Source organism: Mycetocola sp. 2940 (assembly GCF_040548835.1).
Lineage (GTDB): Bacteria > Actinomycetota > Actinomycetes > Actinomycetales > Microbacteriaceae > Mycetocola_A.
In genome coordinates this window covers 75,260-93,113 of the sequence record NZ_JBEPSK010000006.1, presented here as the reverse complement: position 1 = coordinate 93,113, position 17,854 = coordinate 75,260, and the positions used below count along the sequence as shown (strand labels likewise).

At 61.5% G+C, this 17,854-nt stretch carries 16 protein-coding genes; 5 read left to right on the top strand and 11 right to left on the bottom strand.

What is annotated here, in order from left to right; all coding sequences use genetic code 11:
- Positions 1-55 precede the first annotated feature (55 nt).
- Genes ABIE24_RS10650 through ABIE24_RS10635 form a run of 4 tightly spaced genes read left to right on the top strand, consistent with a single transcriptional unit; the run spans position 56 to position 4,568 of the window.
- Positions 56-1,429: a homoserine dehydrogenase gene (locus tag ABIE24_RS10650; protein ID WP_354499443.1), complete on the top strand. Its 1,374-nt coding sequence runs from the start codon at positions 56-58 to the stop codon at positions 1,427-1,429.
- A 55-nt stretch (positions 1,430-1,484) separates the two neighbouring features.
- Entirely contained in the window at positions 1,485-2,783 is a 1,299-nt protein-coding gene (locus tag ABIE24_RS10645) for an MFS transporter (RefSeq protein WP_354499441.1), read from the top strand.
- Positions 2,776-3,714 carry an amidohydrolase family protein gene (locus ABIE24_RS10640; RefSeq protein ID WP_354499439.1) on the top strand — a complete coding sequence of 313 codons (939 nt, stop codon included), beginning with the start codon at positions 2,776-2,778 and terminating at the stop codon, positions 3,712-3,714. Before ABIE24_RS10645 ends, ABIE24_RS10640 begins: the two co-directional genes overlap by 8 nt.
- Positions 3,715-3,731: 17 nt before the next feature.
- A complete protein-coding gene (locus tag ABIE24_RS10635) occupies positions 3,732-4,568 on the top strand; it encodes a DeoR/GlpR family DNA-binding transcription regulator (RefSeq protein ID WP_354499437.1) in 837 nt (278 codons plus the stop codon).
- Between the two features lie 242 nt (positions 4,569-4,810).
- Here the strand turns inward: ABIE24_RS10635 and ABIE24_RS10630 are convergent, their stop codons facing one another.
- From ABIE24_RS10630 to ABIE24_RS10615, 4 genes are all read right to left on the bottom strand, one after another.
- Positions 4,811-5,206: a nucleoside/nucleotide kinase family protein gene (locus ABIE24_RS10630; protein WP_354499435.1), complete on the bottom strand. Its 396-nt coding sequence runs from the start codon at positions 5,204-5,206 to the stop codon at positions 4,811-4,813.
- Between the two features lie 443 nt (positions 5,207-5,649).
- Complete coding sequence (locus ABIE24_RS10625) at positions 5,650-6,426, bottom strand: SDR family NAD(P)-dependent oxidoreductase (protein ID WP_354499433.1); 777 nt, start codon at positions 6,424-6,426, stop codon at positions 5,650-5,652.
- Positions 6,427-6,467: 41 nt separating this feature from the next.
- Positions 6,468-7,994 (bottom strand): aldehyde dehydrogenase family protein, encoded by a 1,527-nt coding sequence (locus tag ABIE24_RS10620; RefSeq protein ID WP_354499431.1) that lies wholly within the window; start codon positions 7,992-7,994, stop codon positions 6,468-6,470.
- Between the two features lie 33 nt (positions 7,995-8,027).
- Positions 8,028-9,881: a flavin-containing monooxygenase gene (locus ABIE24_RS10615; RefSeq protein WP_354499430.1), complete on the bottom strand. Its 1,854-nt coding sequence runs from the start codon at positions 9,879-9,881 to the stop codon at positions 8,028-8,030.
- Between the two features lie 300 nt (positions 9,882-10,181).
- Between ABIE24_RS10615 and ABIE24_RS10610 the strand changes: the two genes are divergently transcribed.
- On the top strand, positions 10,182-11,252 hold the full coding sequence (locus ABIE24_RS10610) for an extracellular solute-binding protein (RefSeq protein WP_354499428.1): 1,071 nt from the start codon (positions 10,182-10,184) through the stop codon (positions 11,250-11,252).
- 355 nt (positions 11,253-11,607) lie between these two features.
- On the opposite strand, the gene ABIE24_RS10605 is transcribed toward ABIE24_RS10610, so the two are convergent.
- The 7 genes from ABIE24_RS10605 to ABIE24_RS10575 form a co-directional block, all read right to left on the bottom strand.
- Positions 11,608-11,775, bottom strand: a complete 168-nt coding sequence (locus ABIE24_RS10605) for a hypothetical protein (protein WP_354499427.1) — start codon at positions 11,773-11,775, stop codon at positions 11,608-11,610.
- Positions 11,776-11,906: 131 nt separating this feature from the next.
- Positions 11,907-12,236 (bottom strand): cupin domain-containing protein, encoded by a 330-nt coding sequence (locus ABIE24_RS10600; protein WP_354499425.1) that lies wholly within the window; start codon positions 12,234-12,236, stop codon positions 11,907-11,909.
- Positions 12,237-12,262: 26 nt separating this feature from the next.
- Positions 12,263-13,618 carry an NAD-dependent succinate-semialdehyde dehydrogenase gene (locus ABIE24_RS10595; protein WP_354499423.1) on the bottom strand — a complete coding sequence of 452 codons (1,356 nt, stop codon included), beginning with the start codon at positions 13,616-13,618 and terminating at the stop codon, positions 12,263-12,265.
- Positions 13,619-13,725: 107 nt separating this feature from the next.
- A complete protein-coding gene (locus ABIE24_RS10590; RefSeq protein ID WP_354499421.1) occupies positions 13,726-14,553 on the bottom strand; it encodes an SDR family oxidoreductase in 828 nt (275 codons plus the stop codon).
- A 31-nt stretch (positions 14,554-14,584) separates the two neighbouring features.
- Positions 14,585-15,658 (bottom strand): ABC transporter ATP-binding protein, encoded by a 1,074-nt coding sequence (locus ABIE24_RS10585; RefSeq protein ID WP_354499419.1) that lies wholly within the window; start codon positions 15,656-15,658, stop codon positions 14,585-14,587.
- Between the two features lie 25 nt (positions 15,659-15,683).
- Positions 15,684-16,445 (bottom strand): ABC transporter permease, encoded by a 762-nt coding sequence (locus ABIE24_RS10580; protein WP_354499417.1) that lies wholly within the window; start codon positions 16,443-16,445, stop codon positions 15,684-15,686.
- Between the two features lie 59 nt (positions 16,446-16,504).
- Positions 16,505-17,383, bottom strand: coding sequence for an ABC transporter permease (locus ABIE24_RS10575; RefSeq protein WP_354499415.1), 879 nt, complete (start codon positions 17,381-17,383; stop codon positions 16,505-16,507).
- Between the last annotated feature and the right edge of the window lie 471 nt (positions 17,384-17,854).

The following is a 17,854-nucleotide window of genomic DNA, read 5'->3' as shown; positions in this document are numbered from 1 at the left end:
GTATTTGTGAAAATGTGGGTACTGTCGGAACATACCAACGATGTTAGGAACTGCGGTGAACTTTGAACTTCTCCTCCGGAGCGCGAACGACCAGCCCATCCGGGTCGCGCTGACCGGGGCGAACGGAGCCTACGCACGGACCTTGCTCTCGCAGCTCCTGCTCATCCCCGCGATCCATCCCGCCGTGCTGTGCGACCTCGACCTTGAGGGCCTCCGTGCCACTCTTCTCAACCTCGGCTATGACGAAGGGTCCCTCGTCCTTGCCAACACGAACGCCATTTCGGTTGACGCGGCGCCGGGCACGATCGTGCTCACGGACGAGATCGGGCGCTTAACGACGTACGACTTCGATGTGCTCGTGGAGGCGACCGGCAATCCGGCGATCGGCCTGGATGCTGCACGTGGCGCCATCGCCGCCCAGCGGCACGTCGCCATGGTAAGCAAAGAGGTCGACTCCGTCGCCGGACCGCACCTGCTCAATATGGCCCAGCAACACGGCGTGGTCTACACCCTTGCGGGCGGCGACCAGCCGGCAAATCTACTCTCGCTCGTCAGCTGGGTCCGATCCCTCGGACTCGACATCGTCGCCGTCGGCAAGTCGAGCGAGTACGACCTCGTGCTCAACGCTTCGACTGGAGAACTCACCCAGCTGGAGGAGACGATCGACGCACCCGGGCTGCTCGACCTTCTATTCCTCTCGGACGATATCGAGGACACCTTGTCGGCCCGCGCCGAGCAGGTCGCCGCCCTGAACCGTCGCGCCACCGCCGACTACTGCGAAATGGCGGTCGTCGCCACAAACGGCGGCTTCGTGCCTGACACCGAGCGCCTGCACTACCCCGTCGCACGCACCGCCGAACTCGCCGATATCTATTCGCTCCGCGAGCACGGAGGAATCCTGTCGGACACGGGGCGCATCGACGTCTTCAGCGCCCTCCGCCTGAAAGGCGAAGCGAGCTTTGCCGGTGGGGTCTTCGTGGTGGTACGGACGCATGACTCCACCACCTGGACGATCTTGGCCGAAAAAGGCCATGTCGTCAGCCGCAACGGTCGCTACGCAGCGATCTACCTCCCCTACCACTTCATGGGCATGGAAACGCCAATGACGATTCTCGCTGCCGCCCGTCTCAAAATCTCCGCCGGCTATCCGACGGCACTGGGGGCAGTTGTACTCGGAGGTCGCGCCACGCGGGAACTCCCTGCCGGGACCGTCCTCACAATGGGTGGCCACCACCACGACGTCACCGGCGTCGATGCCGTGCTTCTGAACCGCGCGGAGGCACCGGCCAACATCGCTCCGCTCTACCTGTTGTCATTCGCCACGACCGCGCGCGACATCGCTCAGGGCGAACTCCTCACCATCGACGACGTGTCCGGTTTCGACCCCGCACTGCTCGAGGCGTGGAACGAAGCACCAGCTACCTATTAAGACCCCCAAAATTAAGACCCCCTCAACCCACCAAAACCCGATGCAAAGGAGCACCATGAGCGCCACAACGACAGAAACGGAACGCAGGGCCGCACCGCCACGCAAAGCTACAGCGATTCGCTGGAGCGTGGTGATCGTCCTGTTCGTCTTCTACACGGTCAACTGCATCGACAGGGCCGCGCTCGGCGTCGCTCTTCCGACCATCAGCGAAGAGTTCAAACTCACGCCCACCATGCAGGGGCTTATCCTGAGCGCATTCTTCTGGAGCTACTGCCTCATGCAGATCCCAGGCGGGCTCGCTGCAGACAAGTTCGGACCCCGCCGGGTGATCGGGGTCGCTGCGGTCATCTGGGGTTCGTTTACCGCACTGGCCGGCCTCGCTGCCAACGGTCTAATGCTCATCCTTTCCCGCATCGGGCTCGGCGCGTTCGAGGCACCATACATGGCATCGGCGAGCAAGATCGTTGCCGCATGGATGCCACCGAAACGCCGAGCAAGTGGCGTTACGCTCATCGACAGCGGCGCCCCGCTCGGCGCAGCCTTCGGCGGATTGCTCATCGCTTGGCTCATCTCCACCACGGGCTCTTGGCGCTGGTCGTTCCTCATCATCGGCGTCGCGACCATCGTCGTCGGCATCCTCGTTTACCTGTACATCCGCAACAAGCCTGCGGAGCACTCCCTCGTTAACGAAGAAGAAGTCGCCCTCATCGAGACCGCGGCTGAAGCCGAGGGTGAGAAGCCAGGCGTGAGCCGGGCTAACATCATCGCGATGGTCATTGGTCGCCTCTCCTGGGCCATGGTGTTCTGGGGCCTGGTCACCTGGGGTCCGAGCTACCTGTCCTCCGCTCGCGGGCTGGACCTGAAGGCCATGGGCTTTGCGATCTTCCTCATCTTCCTCTGCGGTGCCCTCGGTGAGATCCTCAGCGGCTTCCTAGCGGATCGCCTGCAGAAGCGCTTCTCTCGGAACGTCTCCTTCAAACTTTTGTTCGGCGGATCCGGCGCCCTCAGCCTTATCGCGTTGCTGATTCTTCCTACAGTCACGGACGCAACGACAGCGGTCACGCTGCTCTGCGTGGGAGTGTTCTTCAACCTGTTCGGCGGCCTGTACTGGACCATCCCCGCGATGCTTGCCAAACCTGACAGGATCGGCCTCGTCGGCGGCGTCATGAACTTCGCGGGCACCTCCGCAGGAATCATCGTCCCCATCGTTGCGGGCGTGCTGCTCGAGGTCACCGGCGGCTACACCGCCGTCCTGATCTTCCTCGCCGGCGCCGCAGCCGTGTACCTGATCGGCTCTCTCTCGATCAACTTCAACGGCACCTCTAAGAAGGACAAGGTCTCCGCTAATGCCTGACCAGGTCAGCCAGGGGCACAAATACGACGGCCCCGTCATCGATGCACACCACCACGTTTGGGATCTGCAACGAAACCTGTACCCCTGGCTGACCCCCGAGGAAATGGTGCCGCACCGCTACGGCGACTACGGCTCGATCAAGCGGGACTATCTCCCCGCCGACTACCTCGCGGATGTCGACGACACCTCTGTCGTCGCGAGCGTCTACATGGAGGCTGAATGGGATCCGACGGACCCGATCGGTGAGACCCGCTACGTCAACGACCTCTCCGCAGCTACGGGAGTGCCCGGCGCGATGGCCGCGCAGGCGTGGCTGGATGCACCCGATGTGGCGCACGTGCTGGAGCAGCAGGCATCGTTTGGGATCGTCCGAAGCGTGCGCCACAAACCGGGCGGCCCTTCAAACCTGGCAACCGTAGGCGTCGACCGCACGCTCATGTCGAACGAGCTCTGGCGGGCAGGCTACGCCCTCCTTTCCGACCACGGCCTCCACTTCGAACTCCAGACCCCATGGTGGAACCTCCGCGAAGCCGTGGAGCTCGCGCGAGACTTCCCTGAGACGACCCTCATCGTCAATCACTCGGGCGTGCTGCTAGACCGCGAGCCGTCGACGATTGCCGGCTGGTTGCCTGCATTGGAGACTGTCGCAGCACTGCCCAACGTCGTCATCAAAGCGTCCGGTCTCTGTGTTGCTGGACAGCCTTGGACGGTAGATCTCAACCGTGACGTCGTCCTCGCGATGGTGGACATCTTCGGAGCCGACCGAGTCATGTTCGGCAGTAACTTCCCTGTCGACGGCATGTTCACGAGCTACGGTGACATGCTCGACGGCTATCTCGAAATCACCAGCTCGCTTCCAGATGAGCAGCAGAAAGCCTTCTTCCACGACACGGCAGAACGCATCTACGCGCCGTCCCTGATAGCAACATGAAACATTACCCTGAACGTATGGTTTCGACTTTCATGCCGCCGGACACGCCGCTGATCCCCGAACAGCGGCGAGAGATGATCCTTCGCCAGCTGCACCGGGATCAAGTGCTCAGCGTGCACCAACTCACCGATCTCCTTGGCGTCTCCCACATGACGATCCGCCGTGACATCGCCGCGCTTGAACACGACGGCAAGGCGATCAGTATCGCCGGGGGCGTCCGTCTAGCCAGCCACGTGCGCACCGAACCGAGTCGAATCGACAAGTCCACATTGGAAACCGGTCGCAAAGCGAGCATCGCGGCGCTGGCATCAACGCTCATTCGCGACGAGATGGTCGTATATCTCGACGCCGGCACTACCACTCTGGCAATCGTCCCGCACCTCCTGGGACGCTCAGGCCTCACAGTCATCACCAACGATTTCGCGATTGTGGACGAACTCGGAGCAATCGGCAACATAGACGCGGTACATATCGGCGGTCAGATCGAATGGGCCAACCGGTCAACGGTCGGACCTCTCGCCGCGACGACTCTGGCGAAGCTGAATACGGATCTCGCGATCATCAGCGCGAGCTCCTGGAGCGTTAAACACGGCGTCACCAGTCCCTCCCCCAGCAAGGTTCAAGTAAAAACAGCGGCCCTCGCGACAACGTCTGAAGCCGTTCTCGTCGCAGACAGTTCCAAATACGGATCGTTCAGCTTGCATTCCGCGATCGCCCTCCGAGAATTCACGTCGATCGTCACAGACGGCGACCTGAGCGAAGGGGCCGCCGGTGGCATCCGCGACCTTGGAGTGCAATTGATGCTGGCGTCGCCCGTCGAAGAGAACGACAGAGTCCGCGAGCCACGAGGATAGCCGGTCAGGGTCGCGCGGGAGACCACTCCTCACAACGCTTGCACCCATGCGCCGGAGTGCGGTCCGTGCCACATACGGTCGTCCCATAGAGTGAAGAGACCCCGGGGAGATGTCCCCTGACCGGGCACGGTTCTCCTGGCGGGTGTCCTTGCCTAGGCCACGATCGCACCCGGCTGGCCACACAGACGGGATGAGCGTAGGTCCGCTATCTCCACCCGCGGCCCCGGTAGCGCCTCAGTTGACTACAGCGTCGTGCGCGCAACTGGCTTTTTCCCGCGCTGATTTTCGAGGGGCGCGATAAGTCCGACCGTGGCGGTCTCGTAAGCGTCGGGATGGCGCTCGATGATGGGGCGTACTGCCTGCAACACCTCGATCCCAAGGTCGTTGGTGCGCGAGAAATGGCGCTTCTTCGGCTTGCCACTGGTCCCAGAAGGCAAGAGCGGCTGCTTCGTCGCGTTGACCCCGGCCTCGGCGTCGCGTGCGATCGCCCGGCGCGTGGCTTCCTCATAGTCGGATTGCACCCAGACGGACGCGTCGACAAAGTCCTGGACCTCATCGCGAATGACGCCGGTGCCTTCCACGATGATCACCTCGCACTTCGCCGGGATCGCGATCGAGCCGGCCGAGTTCTTCCGCATTCATCCTGGCGGCCGACTACGCTCATGCGCACGCTTAAAGAATCCCCCAAATACTTTGGGGACGTCCGAGGTCATTCCCGCCGATGTATCGATTTGGGCTCGGACGGCCGCCACGTCTCGGCCGTCTGCACGGTGGCACGCATGGTTCAGATCCGCTTACATCAGGCGTGGATCATGGCTGGCCGACGGGACGCGCGGCTGTTCAGGTGGCTCAGGACCGATCGTTCTCCAGACGCCGTCACTAGGCTAATCCGCAAAGGCGCATCACGCTAGGCGACCGGAAGGAGATCCTGCTAACCCTCGCTTTATGTCAGCTTGCACAACAGCGACTTCTTCAGGCCTCATCACGCTTCGCGAATTGTTCTCGCCTACATCTAGAGACGTGCGTTCAAACCGTCAAGGCCTCGGCCAGTCCGTCGCCAGGTCATTGCTAGTGGAAGGCGTCAGCAAACAGTCATACCGCCGTCGACGGTCAGGATCGTGCCGTTGATGTACGACGCCCGCGGCGACGCCAGGAAGGCCATCGCCTCGACGATCTCCGACGGTTGCGCGGCTCGTCCGCTGACTCCATAGCGAGCAACGTTATCTCGCGTGTCTGTACCGGAGCGCGCCGCGCTGAGTTCGGACATCATGTCGGTGTCGATCCAACCGGGTGCGACGGCATTGATGCGCACACGATGAGCAGCGTATTCAAGGGCGACGTTTCTCGTAATCTGGGTGACCGCCGCCTTCGAGGCGCCGTACCCGATCTCGTTCGCGACACCGCGCACAGCGGAGACCGAGCTCACGTTTACGATTGCGCCCCCGCCGTTCTCGCGCATTGCGGGTAGCACTGCCTTCGTGACGAGATAAGTCCCGAAAGCATTGACGCGCAGGACCTTCTCGAACGCATCCGCCGGATATTCCTCGGTCGTAGCGATTGGCCCGAGGATGCCGGCGATGTTGAGCAGGACGTCGACCGAGCCCAGGGCGCGGAGCGCTGATTCCACCAGGGTCGAGACCGAGGCAGGATCGCTGACGTCCACGGTGAAGGATTCGGTCCTTCCCGGACCTTCCAGCTCAGAAGTAGTGGCGTTCAGTCCGTCGCGACGCAGGTCCGCAAGTGCGAGGTTGGCACCGGCAGCGGAGAAGTAGCGTGCCGCCGCAGCGCCAAGACCTCCGGACGCGCCCGTGATGAGCACGTTCGATCCGGCGAATTCCGGGAGTGGTGTAAGGGTCATCGGATTCCTTCTATTGGCGTCGTCCCCGACGTGCTGGTGGATCAGGAGATAGTGATCGTTCGGCTCTGCTCGCGCATGAAACCCTGGAGGTAATGGACGCCGAGGCCACCCTTTCCTGTGCTTCCCGACCGCTTCCACCCAGCGAAAGACTGCACTCCGGGCCACGCACCTGTGGTGGCACCCTGCGGTCGATTCACGTAAAGGACGCCCGCTTGCATCTCGTTCAGAAAAGTCTGGATCTCGTCGGGATTGGTGCTGAAAAGGCCGGCCGACAGGCCATAGTCAGTTGCATTTGCCTCGGCCAACGCCTCTTCGAAGCTGTTCACGACGGTGAGAGTAAGCACGGGTGCGAAAAGTTCTTCGCGGGTAAGAGCGTGGCCAATGGGCAGGCCAGAGACGATCGTTGGAGCGAAGAAGTTCCCGGGACGATCGACACGGCCGCCGGTTATCGATGCACCGTCTACTCTCGCAATAGTGAGAGCCTCGTCGATTCGGTGACCGATTGCATCATCGATCACAGGGCCCATGAAGGTGTCTTCATGTATCGGATCGCCGACGATCAATTTCTGCGATCGCTCGATGATCTCGCGCATCAGCTCGTCCGCCACGGCCGCATCGACCACTACCCGACGGCACGCGCTGCACTTCTGACCCGAAAGTCCGAACGCCGATCGCACGATCCCTTGCGCGGCGGCGGACACATCAGCAGAGGATGCCACAATGGCGGCATTATGACCGCCCATCTCCGCCAGCACAGGGCGGGGCAGACGTCGGTCCTGCGATGTGCGGAAGATCTGCCACCCCACGTCGGCCGATCCGGTGAAGGCGATTCCGTCGACGTCGGAGTCGACCAACAGTCGGCCGACATCGGCTCCCCCGTGAACCACATTGAGAACGCCGTCAGGCAGGACGCTGGACAGCGCTCGCGCGACCAAGAAGGTTGAAAGCGGAGCCTTGTCGCTGGGCTTCAGGACGACAGTGTTTCCGGTAATGAGCGCGCCGAGCATCATCCCGGCGCTGAGCGCGACCGGAAAGTTGAATGGCGCGATCACGCCGAATACGCCGTAGGGGACGAGCAGATCGATGTTGAGCTCGGAGAATGATGAAGCTTGACGTTGCTCGTAGCCGCGCGCGGCCTCGAAAGTTGCGCAGTAGTGTTCGATCATATCGACCACTTCCTGCACCTCCCCGTATGCCTCAAGCCTGGTCTTGCCGGTCTCCGCCGAGGTGGTCGCGGCGATGTCGGTGCGCGCGTCGGCAATAAGGTGAGCCGCCGATCGGACCCTCGTGAGCCGCTCCGCCGTAGGCATCGAGCGCCACGCGGGGAACGCGTTGCTCGCGGAGCGCACGGCAGCTTCCACCTCGTGCGCACCGGCAACGAATGCCTCGGACACGGCGACATCGACGACGGGGTCACGCCGCGTGATCACGGCGGTTGTTGCCACTTCCTGCCCTCCGACGAGGTTCGAGACCCGTGAAGGCTCACCGGCCCGGATTTCGGCGAGCCGCTGCTCGAACGCGGCATCCAGAACTCCGTCCGCCAACGATGTGGACGCGTAGTCGATCATGCGCTTCTCCTTTGCAATCTTGAACGGTGAGGCTCAGGCGCTTTGAGGCGCCAGCTGCGCCGACTGGACGATGAGGTCCCCGGCCGTGATGGTGTGGGTACGCTCCCAGAAATCCAACAATGAGTACGGCCAGACCTGCGTTACTGCGCCAGCGGAGTTCTTGTACCAGTTCGTAACAGAGGGCTGCCCCCATGCCCGGCGGGCGTTTCCACTGTTCATATCGTCAATAAACGCGTGATACGCATCAGGTGTCACTTCGACTGTGCCGCCGCGCTCGTCGATCAGCTGGAGGGAGGACCGCGCAAAGTCGACCGAGCACTCGGCCATGAACATGATGCTGCCGTTGACGACCAGGTTCGTGTTTGGACCGTAGACCAGAAATAGATTGGGGAAATTCGGCACCAGAGATCCCAGGTACGCGCGACTCTCGCCGTTCCAGAAATCGTGAATCTCGATGCCTTCGCGCCCGCGCACCTCGATCCCGGGCAAGAACTCAGAGGCCTCGAAGCCACTGGCGAATACCAGAACGTCGAGCTCGATCTCTTCCCCGGTGACGAGTCGCACGCCGCGTTGAGTGACTGCCGCGATCGAGTCCGTCTCAAGCCGCACATTGGGGCGCTTCAGAGTGCGCGCCCAATTTCCATCGTCGCGCAGCATGCGCTTGGACCCCGGCGGATAGTCGGGAACTACTTTCTGAAGCAGATCGGGCCGATCTGCGAACTGCGCCTCGATATATTCGGTGAGCGTTCTGCGCAGTGACTCATTCGTTGAGGAGACAGAACGAGGGTCATCCCATCCGGCCTCGATTTCGGTCAGACCCAACCGCCCTTCGACAGAATTCCAGAACTGCCAGAAGCGATACCACATCGACAAGCCCGGAAGCTCGACGAGCAGGTCGAGGGCGGCCTGCGGCATCGCCTGCCGATACTCCGGTGTGGGCGAGATCCACGGTGCCGATCGCTGAAATACAACCAGTTGGTCGGCATCCTCCGCCAATTCCGGAATGATCTGGAATCCTGTTGCACCAGTTCCAACTACGCCAACGCGCTTTCCTGCAACGGGGAGATCATGAGCCCAGCGATTGGAATGCACGATCGTTCCGGCGAACTCGTCAATGCCGGTCAGGCGCGGGATGCGCGGCACGCCGAGCTGCCCGACGGCACTGACCACTGCATCGAACTCTTCCGAATGCGCCGAGCCCTCGACGTCGTAGTCGACCTGCCACACGCGCCGACTCTCGACCCATTCGCACCGGCGCACCGTCGCACCGAACGTCGTCGAGGCTTGGAGATGGTGAGAGGCCGCTACGTCCTCCAGGTAGGTCAAGACCTCCCCTTGCGTGGAGTAGAAGTTCGGCCACGTGTCAGGCTGCGCGAAGCTGTACGTATAGGTGAAGTTGTTGGTGTCGAGCCGGCACCCCGGATAGTCATTCTGAAACCAGGTGCCACCGAATCCGCTGTCGCGTTCAAGGATGTGCACGGCATGACCGTCCGCACTCAGGCGAATGGCCGAGGCGATGCCTGATAGACCTCCACCGATAATCCCGACGCGCAAACCTGTCGGGGCGGGTGTTCCGGGGCTCTGCCGGACATGCGTGCGGAGGAGAGCGTGGAACTGGGCGTCGGACTGGCCGGTGAGGAAGGTGACCACCTCCTCGATCGACAGGTCGTGCTGGGCTGGTGTTTCGGGAAGCCCGCCTGCTTCGATCGCCTCTGCCGCCAGAACGGCGGCCAACGAACGGCGCACGGTATCCACGGCAAGGTCGGCTGTGGGCTGGAGCGCAGGGTCAAGTAGTGATCGATCACCTGTTAGCAAGGCGAGCGCGCCCAGAACAGGTCGCGGATCGAGCACGTTTAGCGCGCTTCGAAGGTCGAGTTCCTTTTCCATCAGAACGCCGACCTTTCCTGGACTACTCGATCGAGTGGGCACGCGGCTACGCGCCGCTTCGTTGCAGTGCCGGCGAATGGCCGCATGAGGAGCCTTCCTTTGATGAAATCGAAAGTGAGAGTATGCTATCAGAATCGGCGACAGATGAGTTTGACTCATCCGAGTGTGAGCCCACTCTTATTTGATTGTGCTTGACCAAATGATACCGCACTCCCATAATGTATCAAATAGGCGGTGCCTGCCGGTAGACCCATGGGCCGACGCCGACCGCACCAAGAGAACCCGACAGAGGAGCAACCCATGAGCAAACCCATTTCCCGCCTCCGCCGCGTTGCGACGGCCTCAATCGCGATAGGCGTCGCCACGGTAGTACTGGCTGGATGCAGTAGCGCCAGCAGCAATACCGGCAGCAACGGCAAAACCAGTGACGTCGAATTGGTCTTCGGCACATACCAGGGACCGATCTCGGACGCCCTGGACGAAGCATATTTTGACGACTACGCCGACGAGACTGGCGTCAAGATCACACAGGTTCCCGCCGACTATGCGCGCTACATCCAGACGTTAGAATCGGGCAAGCCCGATTGGAACTCGCTCGAGGCAGACGCGTATGACCTTCTGAACTGGTCGGAGGCCGACTACATCGCAAAGTTGGACTCGGACATCCCGCGCGCTGATCTGCTTCCGGAGGAGATCAAGGACTACTCAGTTAGCGGGTATGGTCAGTCCTTCCTGGTCGCATACCGCGAGTCGGCGTTCGATTCGGCGCCGGAAGATTGGGCAGACTTCTGGGATGTCGATAAGTTCCCAGGCAAGCGAGGCTTCCCGTCGTACTACATCAACACCGCTGAGGCGGCGCTGATGGCGGATGGCGTTGCGAAGGACGAGCTCTACCCACTCGACCTGGATCGCGCGTTTGCGAAACTCGACGAGCTTAAACCGAACATCACAGTGTACGAGAGCTACGCGGCGCTCGCGCAGGGGTTCCAGGCGGGCAGTGTCGATATTGCACTGATCCCGAGCGGTCGAGCGGCAGCGCTTGCGAAAGAGGATCCTGATATCAAGCTTGTTTGGAACCAGAACATCTTCTCGTGGGCGGCTTACACCATCACCGCTGATGCGCCCAACGCGGACGCAATGCAGGACGTCGCGCGCTTCATGGCGGACCCGAAGCGTCAGGCAGTCTTCGCCGAGGGAAGTGGCTACGCTCCGGTATCCAAGGAGGCATACCAGTACATCAGCGAAGAGACCCTCGAGTACCTTCCCGGCACCGAGGAACGCCTCGCCCTGGCTGCCATCGTGGACGTGGAAGCGCTGCGGGATCAGAACACCGAGTATTACGAACGTTACACCGCCTGGCTTGCAGAGTAGGTAGACGTCCGTTCCGCCCTAAGGCCGGCTGAGAACCCCTCTCAGCCGGCCTTCGGCGTGCGCTGTGAAACGGCAGGAGTCGTGATCGCCCGCTTCGTGATCGCGGCCCTCAGGCGACCGCCCCGATCCGAGTCGTGCAAGGGCCCACATCAAACGTCTACCGGGTCACCGCGCGGGCTGTGGAGCTCATCGAATTGGTGTTCAGCTTTACCAGAGACGACCTCATGACCGTCATCGTTACGACGGTGACGAGGCCGGTCGCGGTTCAAGTGCGACCTCGACGCGCACCAGTGCTGCCTCGGGTTCCGTGGGTTTGTGCACTGACACGGAGCACAACCCCGCCAGTCTTGCGGGACTACCTCGCCCACGACTCGACTCGCATGGACGACGACAGGTCGTTCTCACGGCCCTCGGCGAGCCTTCCCTCACGCGCTGCAAAGGTGCCGACGTCGACCTCGACAGCGCGCACCGGGTGCGCCGGCGATTCATCGTTGCGCTGACCAATGGCTGCTGGACCTTTCATCGACCGCGCACCAAGCCCGGTCCTCAGTCAGCGAAAGTCGCGCAAGCCTGAGGGATGCTTCTCCGGAGCCAGCGCTGAGGTCGCGAGATGCCGGAGGCTGCGAAATACGCCTCCGGCATTCTCGCGACTTGTCAGTTGGGAACGACCAGGACCTTTCGGATGGTCTCGGTGATGTGCCACACAACTTCGTCGCCAGGCGACATGACGAACAGTCGTCCGGGGCGGAGCTCCTCGATCCTGCCCGCTGCGTCTGTGATCGTGCCTGCCCCCTCGATGATGTGGAATACTTCCGGATTTTCCCACTTCCACGGGAAGTCGCCCGGATCGCACGTCCATACGACGGCGCGAAGACCAGTCTCGGCGAGGATGGTGGCGGAGAATTGTTCTGGGTGCCCGTCGGTTGCTCCGGGCGATACTCCACGCGAGGCCAGTGGCACTTCAAGCGGCTCGACTGCGATCATGATTGCTCCATCCTCCTCCCGCTCACTCAGCGAGCGAAGCGGAAGACCTTCTTGTTGGCGAACTCATCAATGCCGTACTTGCCGAGCTCCCGTCCGAAACCGGATCGTTTCACGCCGCCGAACGGCACATCGGCGCCGTCGAGACCCGGAGCGCCAACGAAGACCATGCCAACATCCAGCCGGTCGCCCACCCGCTCGGCACGATCGAGGTCATCGCAGATGATGACCGACCCAAGTCCATATGGACTCGAGTTCGCGAGTTCGATGGCTTCCTCGTCGGACGCAACTTTGTAAAGCTGCGCGACGGGGCCGAAAAGTTCCTCGCTGAAGACGTCCATCGCGGGCGTAATGTCCGCGAGGACAGACGGGGTGTATACATTCCCCTTTGGCTCGTTGTCGCCGACCAAGAGTGTCACCCCCTGGTCGAGGGCTGTCTCCACCTGTCTCTGGAGGGTTCGCGTGGCATCCTGAGAGGAAAGGGGGCCGAAATCGCCGTCCTCGTATGACTGGCCGCCGATGGCAGCCACGAATTTGGGGGCGAACTCGTCATAATACTTCTTGTGCACGATGATGCGTTTTGACCCGTTGCAGGCCTGACCAGTGTTGTCCATTCGCCCGGAGACGGCGTGCTGCACCGCTGCGTCAATGTCATTCGTGTCGAGAACGAGGAATGGGTCGGATCCGCCGAGTTCGAGAACGCACTTCTTTAGGTTCCGACCGGCAATCTCACCGATCTTCGCGCCGGCTCTCTCGGAGCCAGTGAGGGAGACGCCGTGTACGCGATCGTCCGCAATAATCTGCTCAACCTGATCGTGGGTAGCGAACACATTCACATATGCACCCTCCGGGAAGCCCGCATCCCGGAATATTGCCTCGATCGCCAGAGCTGACTCGGGGCACTGTCGCGCGTGCTTTACGATGACCGTATTGCCGAGGATGAGATTGGCTGCGGCAAATCGCGCGACTTGGTAGTACGGATAGTTCCACGGCATAATGCCGAAGATTGTGCCGATGCCCTGTCGGCGCACAAGCGTACGCAGGCCGTCAGCGACTTCGAGCTCCTCGTCGGCGAGCCATTTCTCTGCATTGCTCGCGAATGCCTTCACGATTGATCCGGCGAATCCGGCCTCGCCGATTGCGCTCTTGAGGGGCTTTCCCATCTCGCGGTTGCTGAGCGCGCCGAGTTCCTGCTTGCGTTCGGCGAAGAGTTCCGCAGCACGATGAGCGAGCGCCGCGCGCTCTGCCACGGTGGTTGAGCGCGCCCAATTGCGGTAGGCGGATTGGGCCGTGGCCAAAGCCATCTCCAACTCCGCGTTCGTTGCTTCCGCGTACTCCGCGACGAGCTGGCCGCTCGCCGGATCGATGACAGCGTATGTGCCCACGATTGTTGCCTCTTTCGTTCATATGGACGCAGGCAATAGCCCGCAAGATTTGATGTAGAACTCGGTTGCGATAGGGACGTATTAGGTTTGTAGAAACGCTTACTAACTCAAGACTGCTTGCGCTGAAGGTGCGGCAGGAGAAGGTTTCCCCCATCCACGGGGATGACCGTCCCCGTCACCACGCTGGCGAGTTCCGAATTGAGGAAGAGCGCCACATTCGCGACCGCCTTCGGGTCCAGGACGCTGACCCCTTTGAGGGCAGTCTTGGTCGCGCCATAGTCGAGAAGATGCTGGCGGGTTCCCTGGCCTTCAGCGCCGGCGAGAAAGTCGTAGAACTTCTGACTATTCACCATCGGCGTGTCGACGAACCCCGGCGCAATCGTGTTCACGCGGATGCCGTGTGGTCCAAGTTCAGCAGCTGCGTACTGTGCGACGCTGATGCTGCCTGCCTTGGAGACGCCGTACGCCGAGGACCCGACAGAGGGAGCAATCCCGTCGACGGAGGCGATGACAACGATTGATCCCTCGCCCTGGTCGATCATCACCGGGGCCACAGCTTTGATTGACTTCCAGACGCCGTCCAGATTGACTCCCAGGACGAAGCTCCAGTCGTCCTCTTCGGTTTCCCACAGGGGGGAGCCACGGTGAACGCCGGCGTTGAGCACTGCCGCGTCAACACGGCCAAAACGCGCCACGCCAGCTGTAACCGCAGCGTCGAGTGACGCTTGGTCGGTCACGTCGGCCTGCACACAGAGGAGCTCACCGCCAAGTTGTAGGACTTCCTCGTGAAGCGTGGCATATGCGGCCGCATCGGTCGGGTGCACGTCGGCAGCGATCGCCTTCGCGCCTGCAGCGACCGAAACGAGCACATGGTCGCGGCCTTGACCTGCCGCGGCGCCAGTCACCATGACGACCTTGCCGTCGAGAAGTCCCATATTTTTCTCCTTGGTATCGTTTGTTGAGTACTTATGTGAGTTGTAGTGCGGGCGCGGAGTCCGCGACTTTACTGAGCGCGACGACATGGACGTCGTGGCCAGTTAGCCCGACGGCGATGTCATCGCCCACAGTGGGCACCGAACCGAGGCCCGAGTATGCAGTCCGCACGATGAGGTTCTCTTCCAGCGCGGGCACAGCGACCTCGAGTCGGCACGTGCCTCCCTGGAACAAGACGGCGACGATTCGACCTTGCGCAATTCCACTGGAGCGGACAGGCGTCCACGGTAATACCGAGAAACTCTCCGGCCGCACGGCGGCAAGTTGACCGCCGCCCGCACTCACGCCGGTGCCGAATGGTTCGATGTGTCCGGTTGCGTCGATAGGCAGAAGATTCACCTCTCCGAGGAAACGGGCGAGAAATTCCGAGCGTGGACGGCAGTACATCTCTTCCGGAGTTCCACACTGGTCGATCCGGCCTTCGTTCATGACAACTACGAGATCAGACATCGACAACGCCTCTGACTGATCGTGCGTGACGCTGATGGTTGTGACCCCGACGCGGCGCTGGATCTGTTTGATCTCAGCTTGCATGGCCTCGCGCAACTGCTTGTCGAGCGCCGACAGGGGTTCGTCGAGCAGCAGCAACTGCGGCTCTGCCGCGAGGGCACGTGCCAGAGCGACACGCTGCTGCTGTCCACCCGAGAGCGAGCTCGCTCGCCGAGCTTCAAAGCCACCGAGCTGAACGAGCTCCAGCATGTCCCGGACTCGCCGTTTGTGATCACCGCGCCAGTGCTGTGCCTTGAGCGGGAAGCCGACATTTGCCCCGACTGTCATGTGCGGGAATATCGCGTAGTTCTGGAACACGATCCCGAGATTGCGAGCCCCTGGCGGCAGTGCCTTGACATCGCGGCCTCCGAAGGCGACCTCGCCGCTGTCCGGGGAGAGGAATCCCGCGATAACGTTCAACGTGGTGCTCTTCCCCGATCCCGAAGGACCCAGCAGTGTGACAAGCGAACCGGCGGGTACCTCCAAGTCGAGCTCGTGGAGGATTTTCTTGCCCCCGAGTGCCAGGCTCAGGTTACGGACAGAGACGGTCTGACTCATGCTGATTCTCTTTTCTCGGTGGCGCTTACTGCGCCCGACGCCCGAGGGCCCGATTGATGACGAGGGCCAATGCGGCGATCGCGCAGGTGAGGAGGATGACGAGGCCACTGACCGAGGCAAGCAGCGGTGACGCGCGGAAACTTGCCTCTTGATACAGCAGCGTCGGGAGAGTTGTCTGGCCGGTTGGTGCCAGGAACAAGGCGAGGACGGCTTCGTCGAACGCGTACGCGAAGCTCAAAATGAGGGCACCAAAGACGCTCTGCTTCAGCAGTGGCAAGTCGATCGTGAACACTGTCCGCCACCATGTCGAACCAAGGGAGGCCGCTGCTCGATGGATCGCAGGGTCAATTCCCACCATTCCTGCGGAGATAGCGATAAAGGCGATGGGAAGGCCGAGTAGAGCCTGCCCGAGGACGACGGCGCCGAACGACGTCTGCATCCCGAGCATTAGCAGAACGCGACTCAGACCGAGCGCCAGGACGACGATGGGCAGAACCATCGGTAGAAAGAAGAGCGGCCTCAGAGTACCTCCCCACCGACGGCTGCGTGCTAAACCGGTCACGGCGAGGAAGGCGGTTACCGTCGCGAGGATCGCAGCCGAGCCTGATACCTGAAAGCTCGTCACCAGGGCATCGAGCCACTTGGAGTCGTCGAAGACCTCCTCGTACCAGCGCAGCGAAAGTCCATCGGGCGGCACTTCGAGAAACTCTCCTGAAGTCAATGATGCCGGGATGGTCACTGCCATCGGCGCGAAAAGGTAGACCGCGAAGACGACGCCCAGGATCATGAACGGAACTCGACCGCCCCGGAAGGTGGATTGGAACGGTGTCAAAGTTCGTTCGTTGCTCATGCTCGCTCCCATTGCTTGGTGATCTTGAAGAATCTCTCAGCGAGGAAATAGAGGATCGTGACCGTGATCAGTAGTACGACTCCCATCACCGCCGCAGCCTGGAAATCGAAATCGACACGCATCTCGCGACCGATCAGTGTGCCCATCGTCAACTGCTGAGGCCCGCCGAGCATGGCGGGGGTGATGTAAAAGCCGAGCGAGATCATGAACACCAACATCGCCCCCGCGACGACGCCTGCCATGGACTGCGGCATCACGATTCGGAAGAAGGCGAACCGACCGCTCGCGCCCATGCTCTGGGCGGCCTTGAGCTGGTTAGGATCGACAGTCGACATCGAGTTGTAGGTCATGAGCACTGCGTATGGAAGCATCACGTGGACCATGCCGATATACATCGCCAGGGGCGTCTGCAGGAGTTCGAGCGGGCCCACAGCGATCCCTATTCCGTGCAGGACCTCATAGATCAAGCCTTTCGGCTGAAGAATGATGATCCACCCATAGGTGCGCACCATGAGTGAAATGACGAACGTAGCGGCGAGGGCGCCGACCATGAACATGCGGACCGTGCGATTTGCCAGGAGGAGAGCGACGGAGAACGCAATGCCTACGACTGAACAGACGACGGTCACGACCGCCGCCAGCAGCAGGGTACGCAGAAGGGCGGGGACAAACAACGGCTCGGCGATGACACTCAAAAAGTCGGATTCGTCATCGCCGAAGAAGGCGGTGTATGCCACAAGACTCAGCGGAACGAGCCCGACGAGTGTCAAGAACGTGATGGGCAAGATCAGCAGAACTCCCGCTCCGCTGCCCAGTCCCGCACGCGTTTTAGTGGAAGCCGTATTTCGGACCACGTCAATAGGAGCAGTATTCATGTCATTTCCATTCGGGGGACGCTGCGAGAGGAACGCCGTGTTCGGACCTCGACCAACAGCGTCCTTTCTCTGGGCTGGGGCGCGGAAATCTAACGGACGCCATTTCGTACCTTCCTGTCGGGCGGGTTCGAGTCGGATAGGTCGAGCAGACGCCAACCCTTGAGTTTCGCGGAGGGTCCGCGGTTTCGTGCCTGTACCCTCCGTGCCGCCCCTCGTTCATCGAGAGTTAACCTATTATGATAGATAACTACCAAATGATCAACCGCTACCGTTAATTAGTTTGATCCGGCCCATTCAGCCTTGACCTCGGCACGCAGGCGCCCTGATTGCGTGGGTGAGTGACAACGACGCCGGGAGTGACGCGAGGCGACTCCGACCAAGACTCAGTATGCCGCGCGAGACCGCCCTCTGCGAGGACGGCCAATCAGTTGATCTTGAGGGACGAACGTGGAATTTGAAGAGAGTACGACC

Excerpts from the sequence above, each read along its gene's own strand:
- ABIE24_RS10645 (WP_354499441.1), top strand. The coding sequence starts at position 1,485 with ATGAGCGCCACAACGACAGAAACGGAACGCAGGGCCGCACCGCCACGC.
- ABIE24_RS10640 (WP_354499439.1), top strand. The coding sequence starts at position 2,776 with ATGCCTGACCAGGTCAGCCAGGGGCACAAATACGACGGCCCCGTCATC.
- ABIE24_RS10635 (WP_354499437.1), top strand. The coding sequence starts at position 3,732 with ATGGTTTCGACTTTCATGCCGCCGGACACGCCGCTGATCCCCGAACAG.
- ABIE24_RS10630 (WP_354499435.1), bottom strand. The coding sequence starts at position 5,206 with ATGCGGAAGAACTCGGCCGGCTCGATCGCGATCCCGGCGAAGTGCGAG.
- ABIE24_RS10625 (WP_354499433.1), bottom strand. The coding sequence starts at position 6,426 with ATGACCCTTACACCACTCCCGGAATTCGCCGGATCGAACGTGCTCATC.
- ABIE24_RS10620 (WP_354499431.1), bottom strand. The coding sequence starts at position 7,994 with ATGATCGACTACGCGTCCACATCGTTGGCGGACGGAGTTCTGGATGCC.
- ABIE24_RS10615 (WP_354499430.1), bottom strand. The coding sequence starts at position 9,881 with ATGGAAAAGGAACTCGACCTTCGAAGCGCGCTAAACGTGCTCGATCCG.
- ABIE24_RS10610 (WP_354499428.1), top strand. The coding sequence starts at position 10,182 with ATGAGCAAACCCATTTCCCGCCTCCGCCGCGTTGCGACGGCCTCAATC.
- ABIE24_RS10605 (WP_354499427.1), bottom strand. The coding sequence starts at position 11,775 with ATGAAAGGTCCAGCAGCCATTGGTCAGCGCAACGATGAATCGCCGGCG.
- ABIE24_RS10600 (WP_354499425.1), bottom strand. The coding sequence starts at position 12,236 with ATGATCGCAGTCGAGCCGCTTGAAGTGCCACTGGCCTCGCGTGGAGTA.
- ABIE24_RS10590 (WP_354499421.1), bottom strand. The coding sequence starts at position 14,553 with ATGGGACTTCTCGACGGCAAGGTCGTCATGGTGACTGGCGCCGCGGCA.
- ABIE24_RS10585 (WP_354499419.1), bottom strand. The coding sequence starts at position 15,658 with ATGAGTCAGACCGTCTCTGTCCGTAACCTGAGCCTGGCACTCGGGGGC.
- ABIE24_RS10580 (WP_354499417.1), bottom strand. The coding sequence starts at position 16,445 with ATGATCCTGGGCGTCGTCTTCGCGGTCTACCTTTTCGCGCCGATGGCA.
- ABIE24_RS10575 (WP_354499415.1), bottom strand. The coding sequence starts at position 17,383 with ATGAATACTGCTCCTATTGACGTGGTCCGAAATACGGCTTCCACTAAA.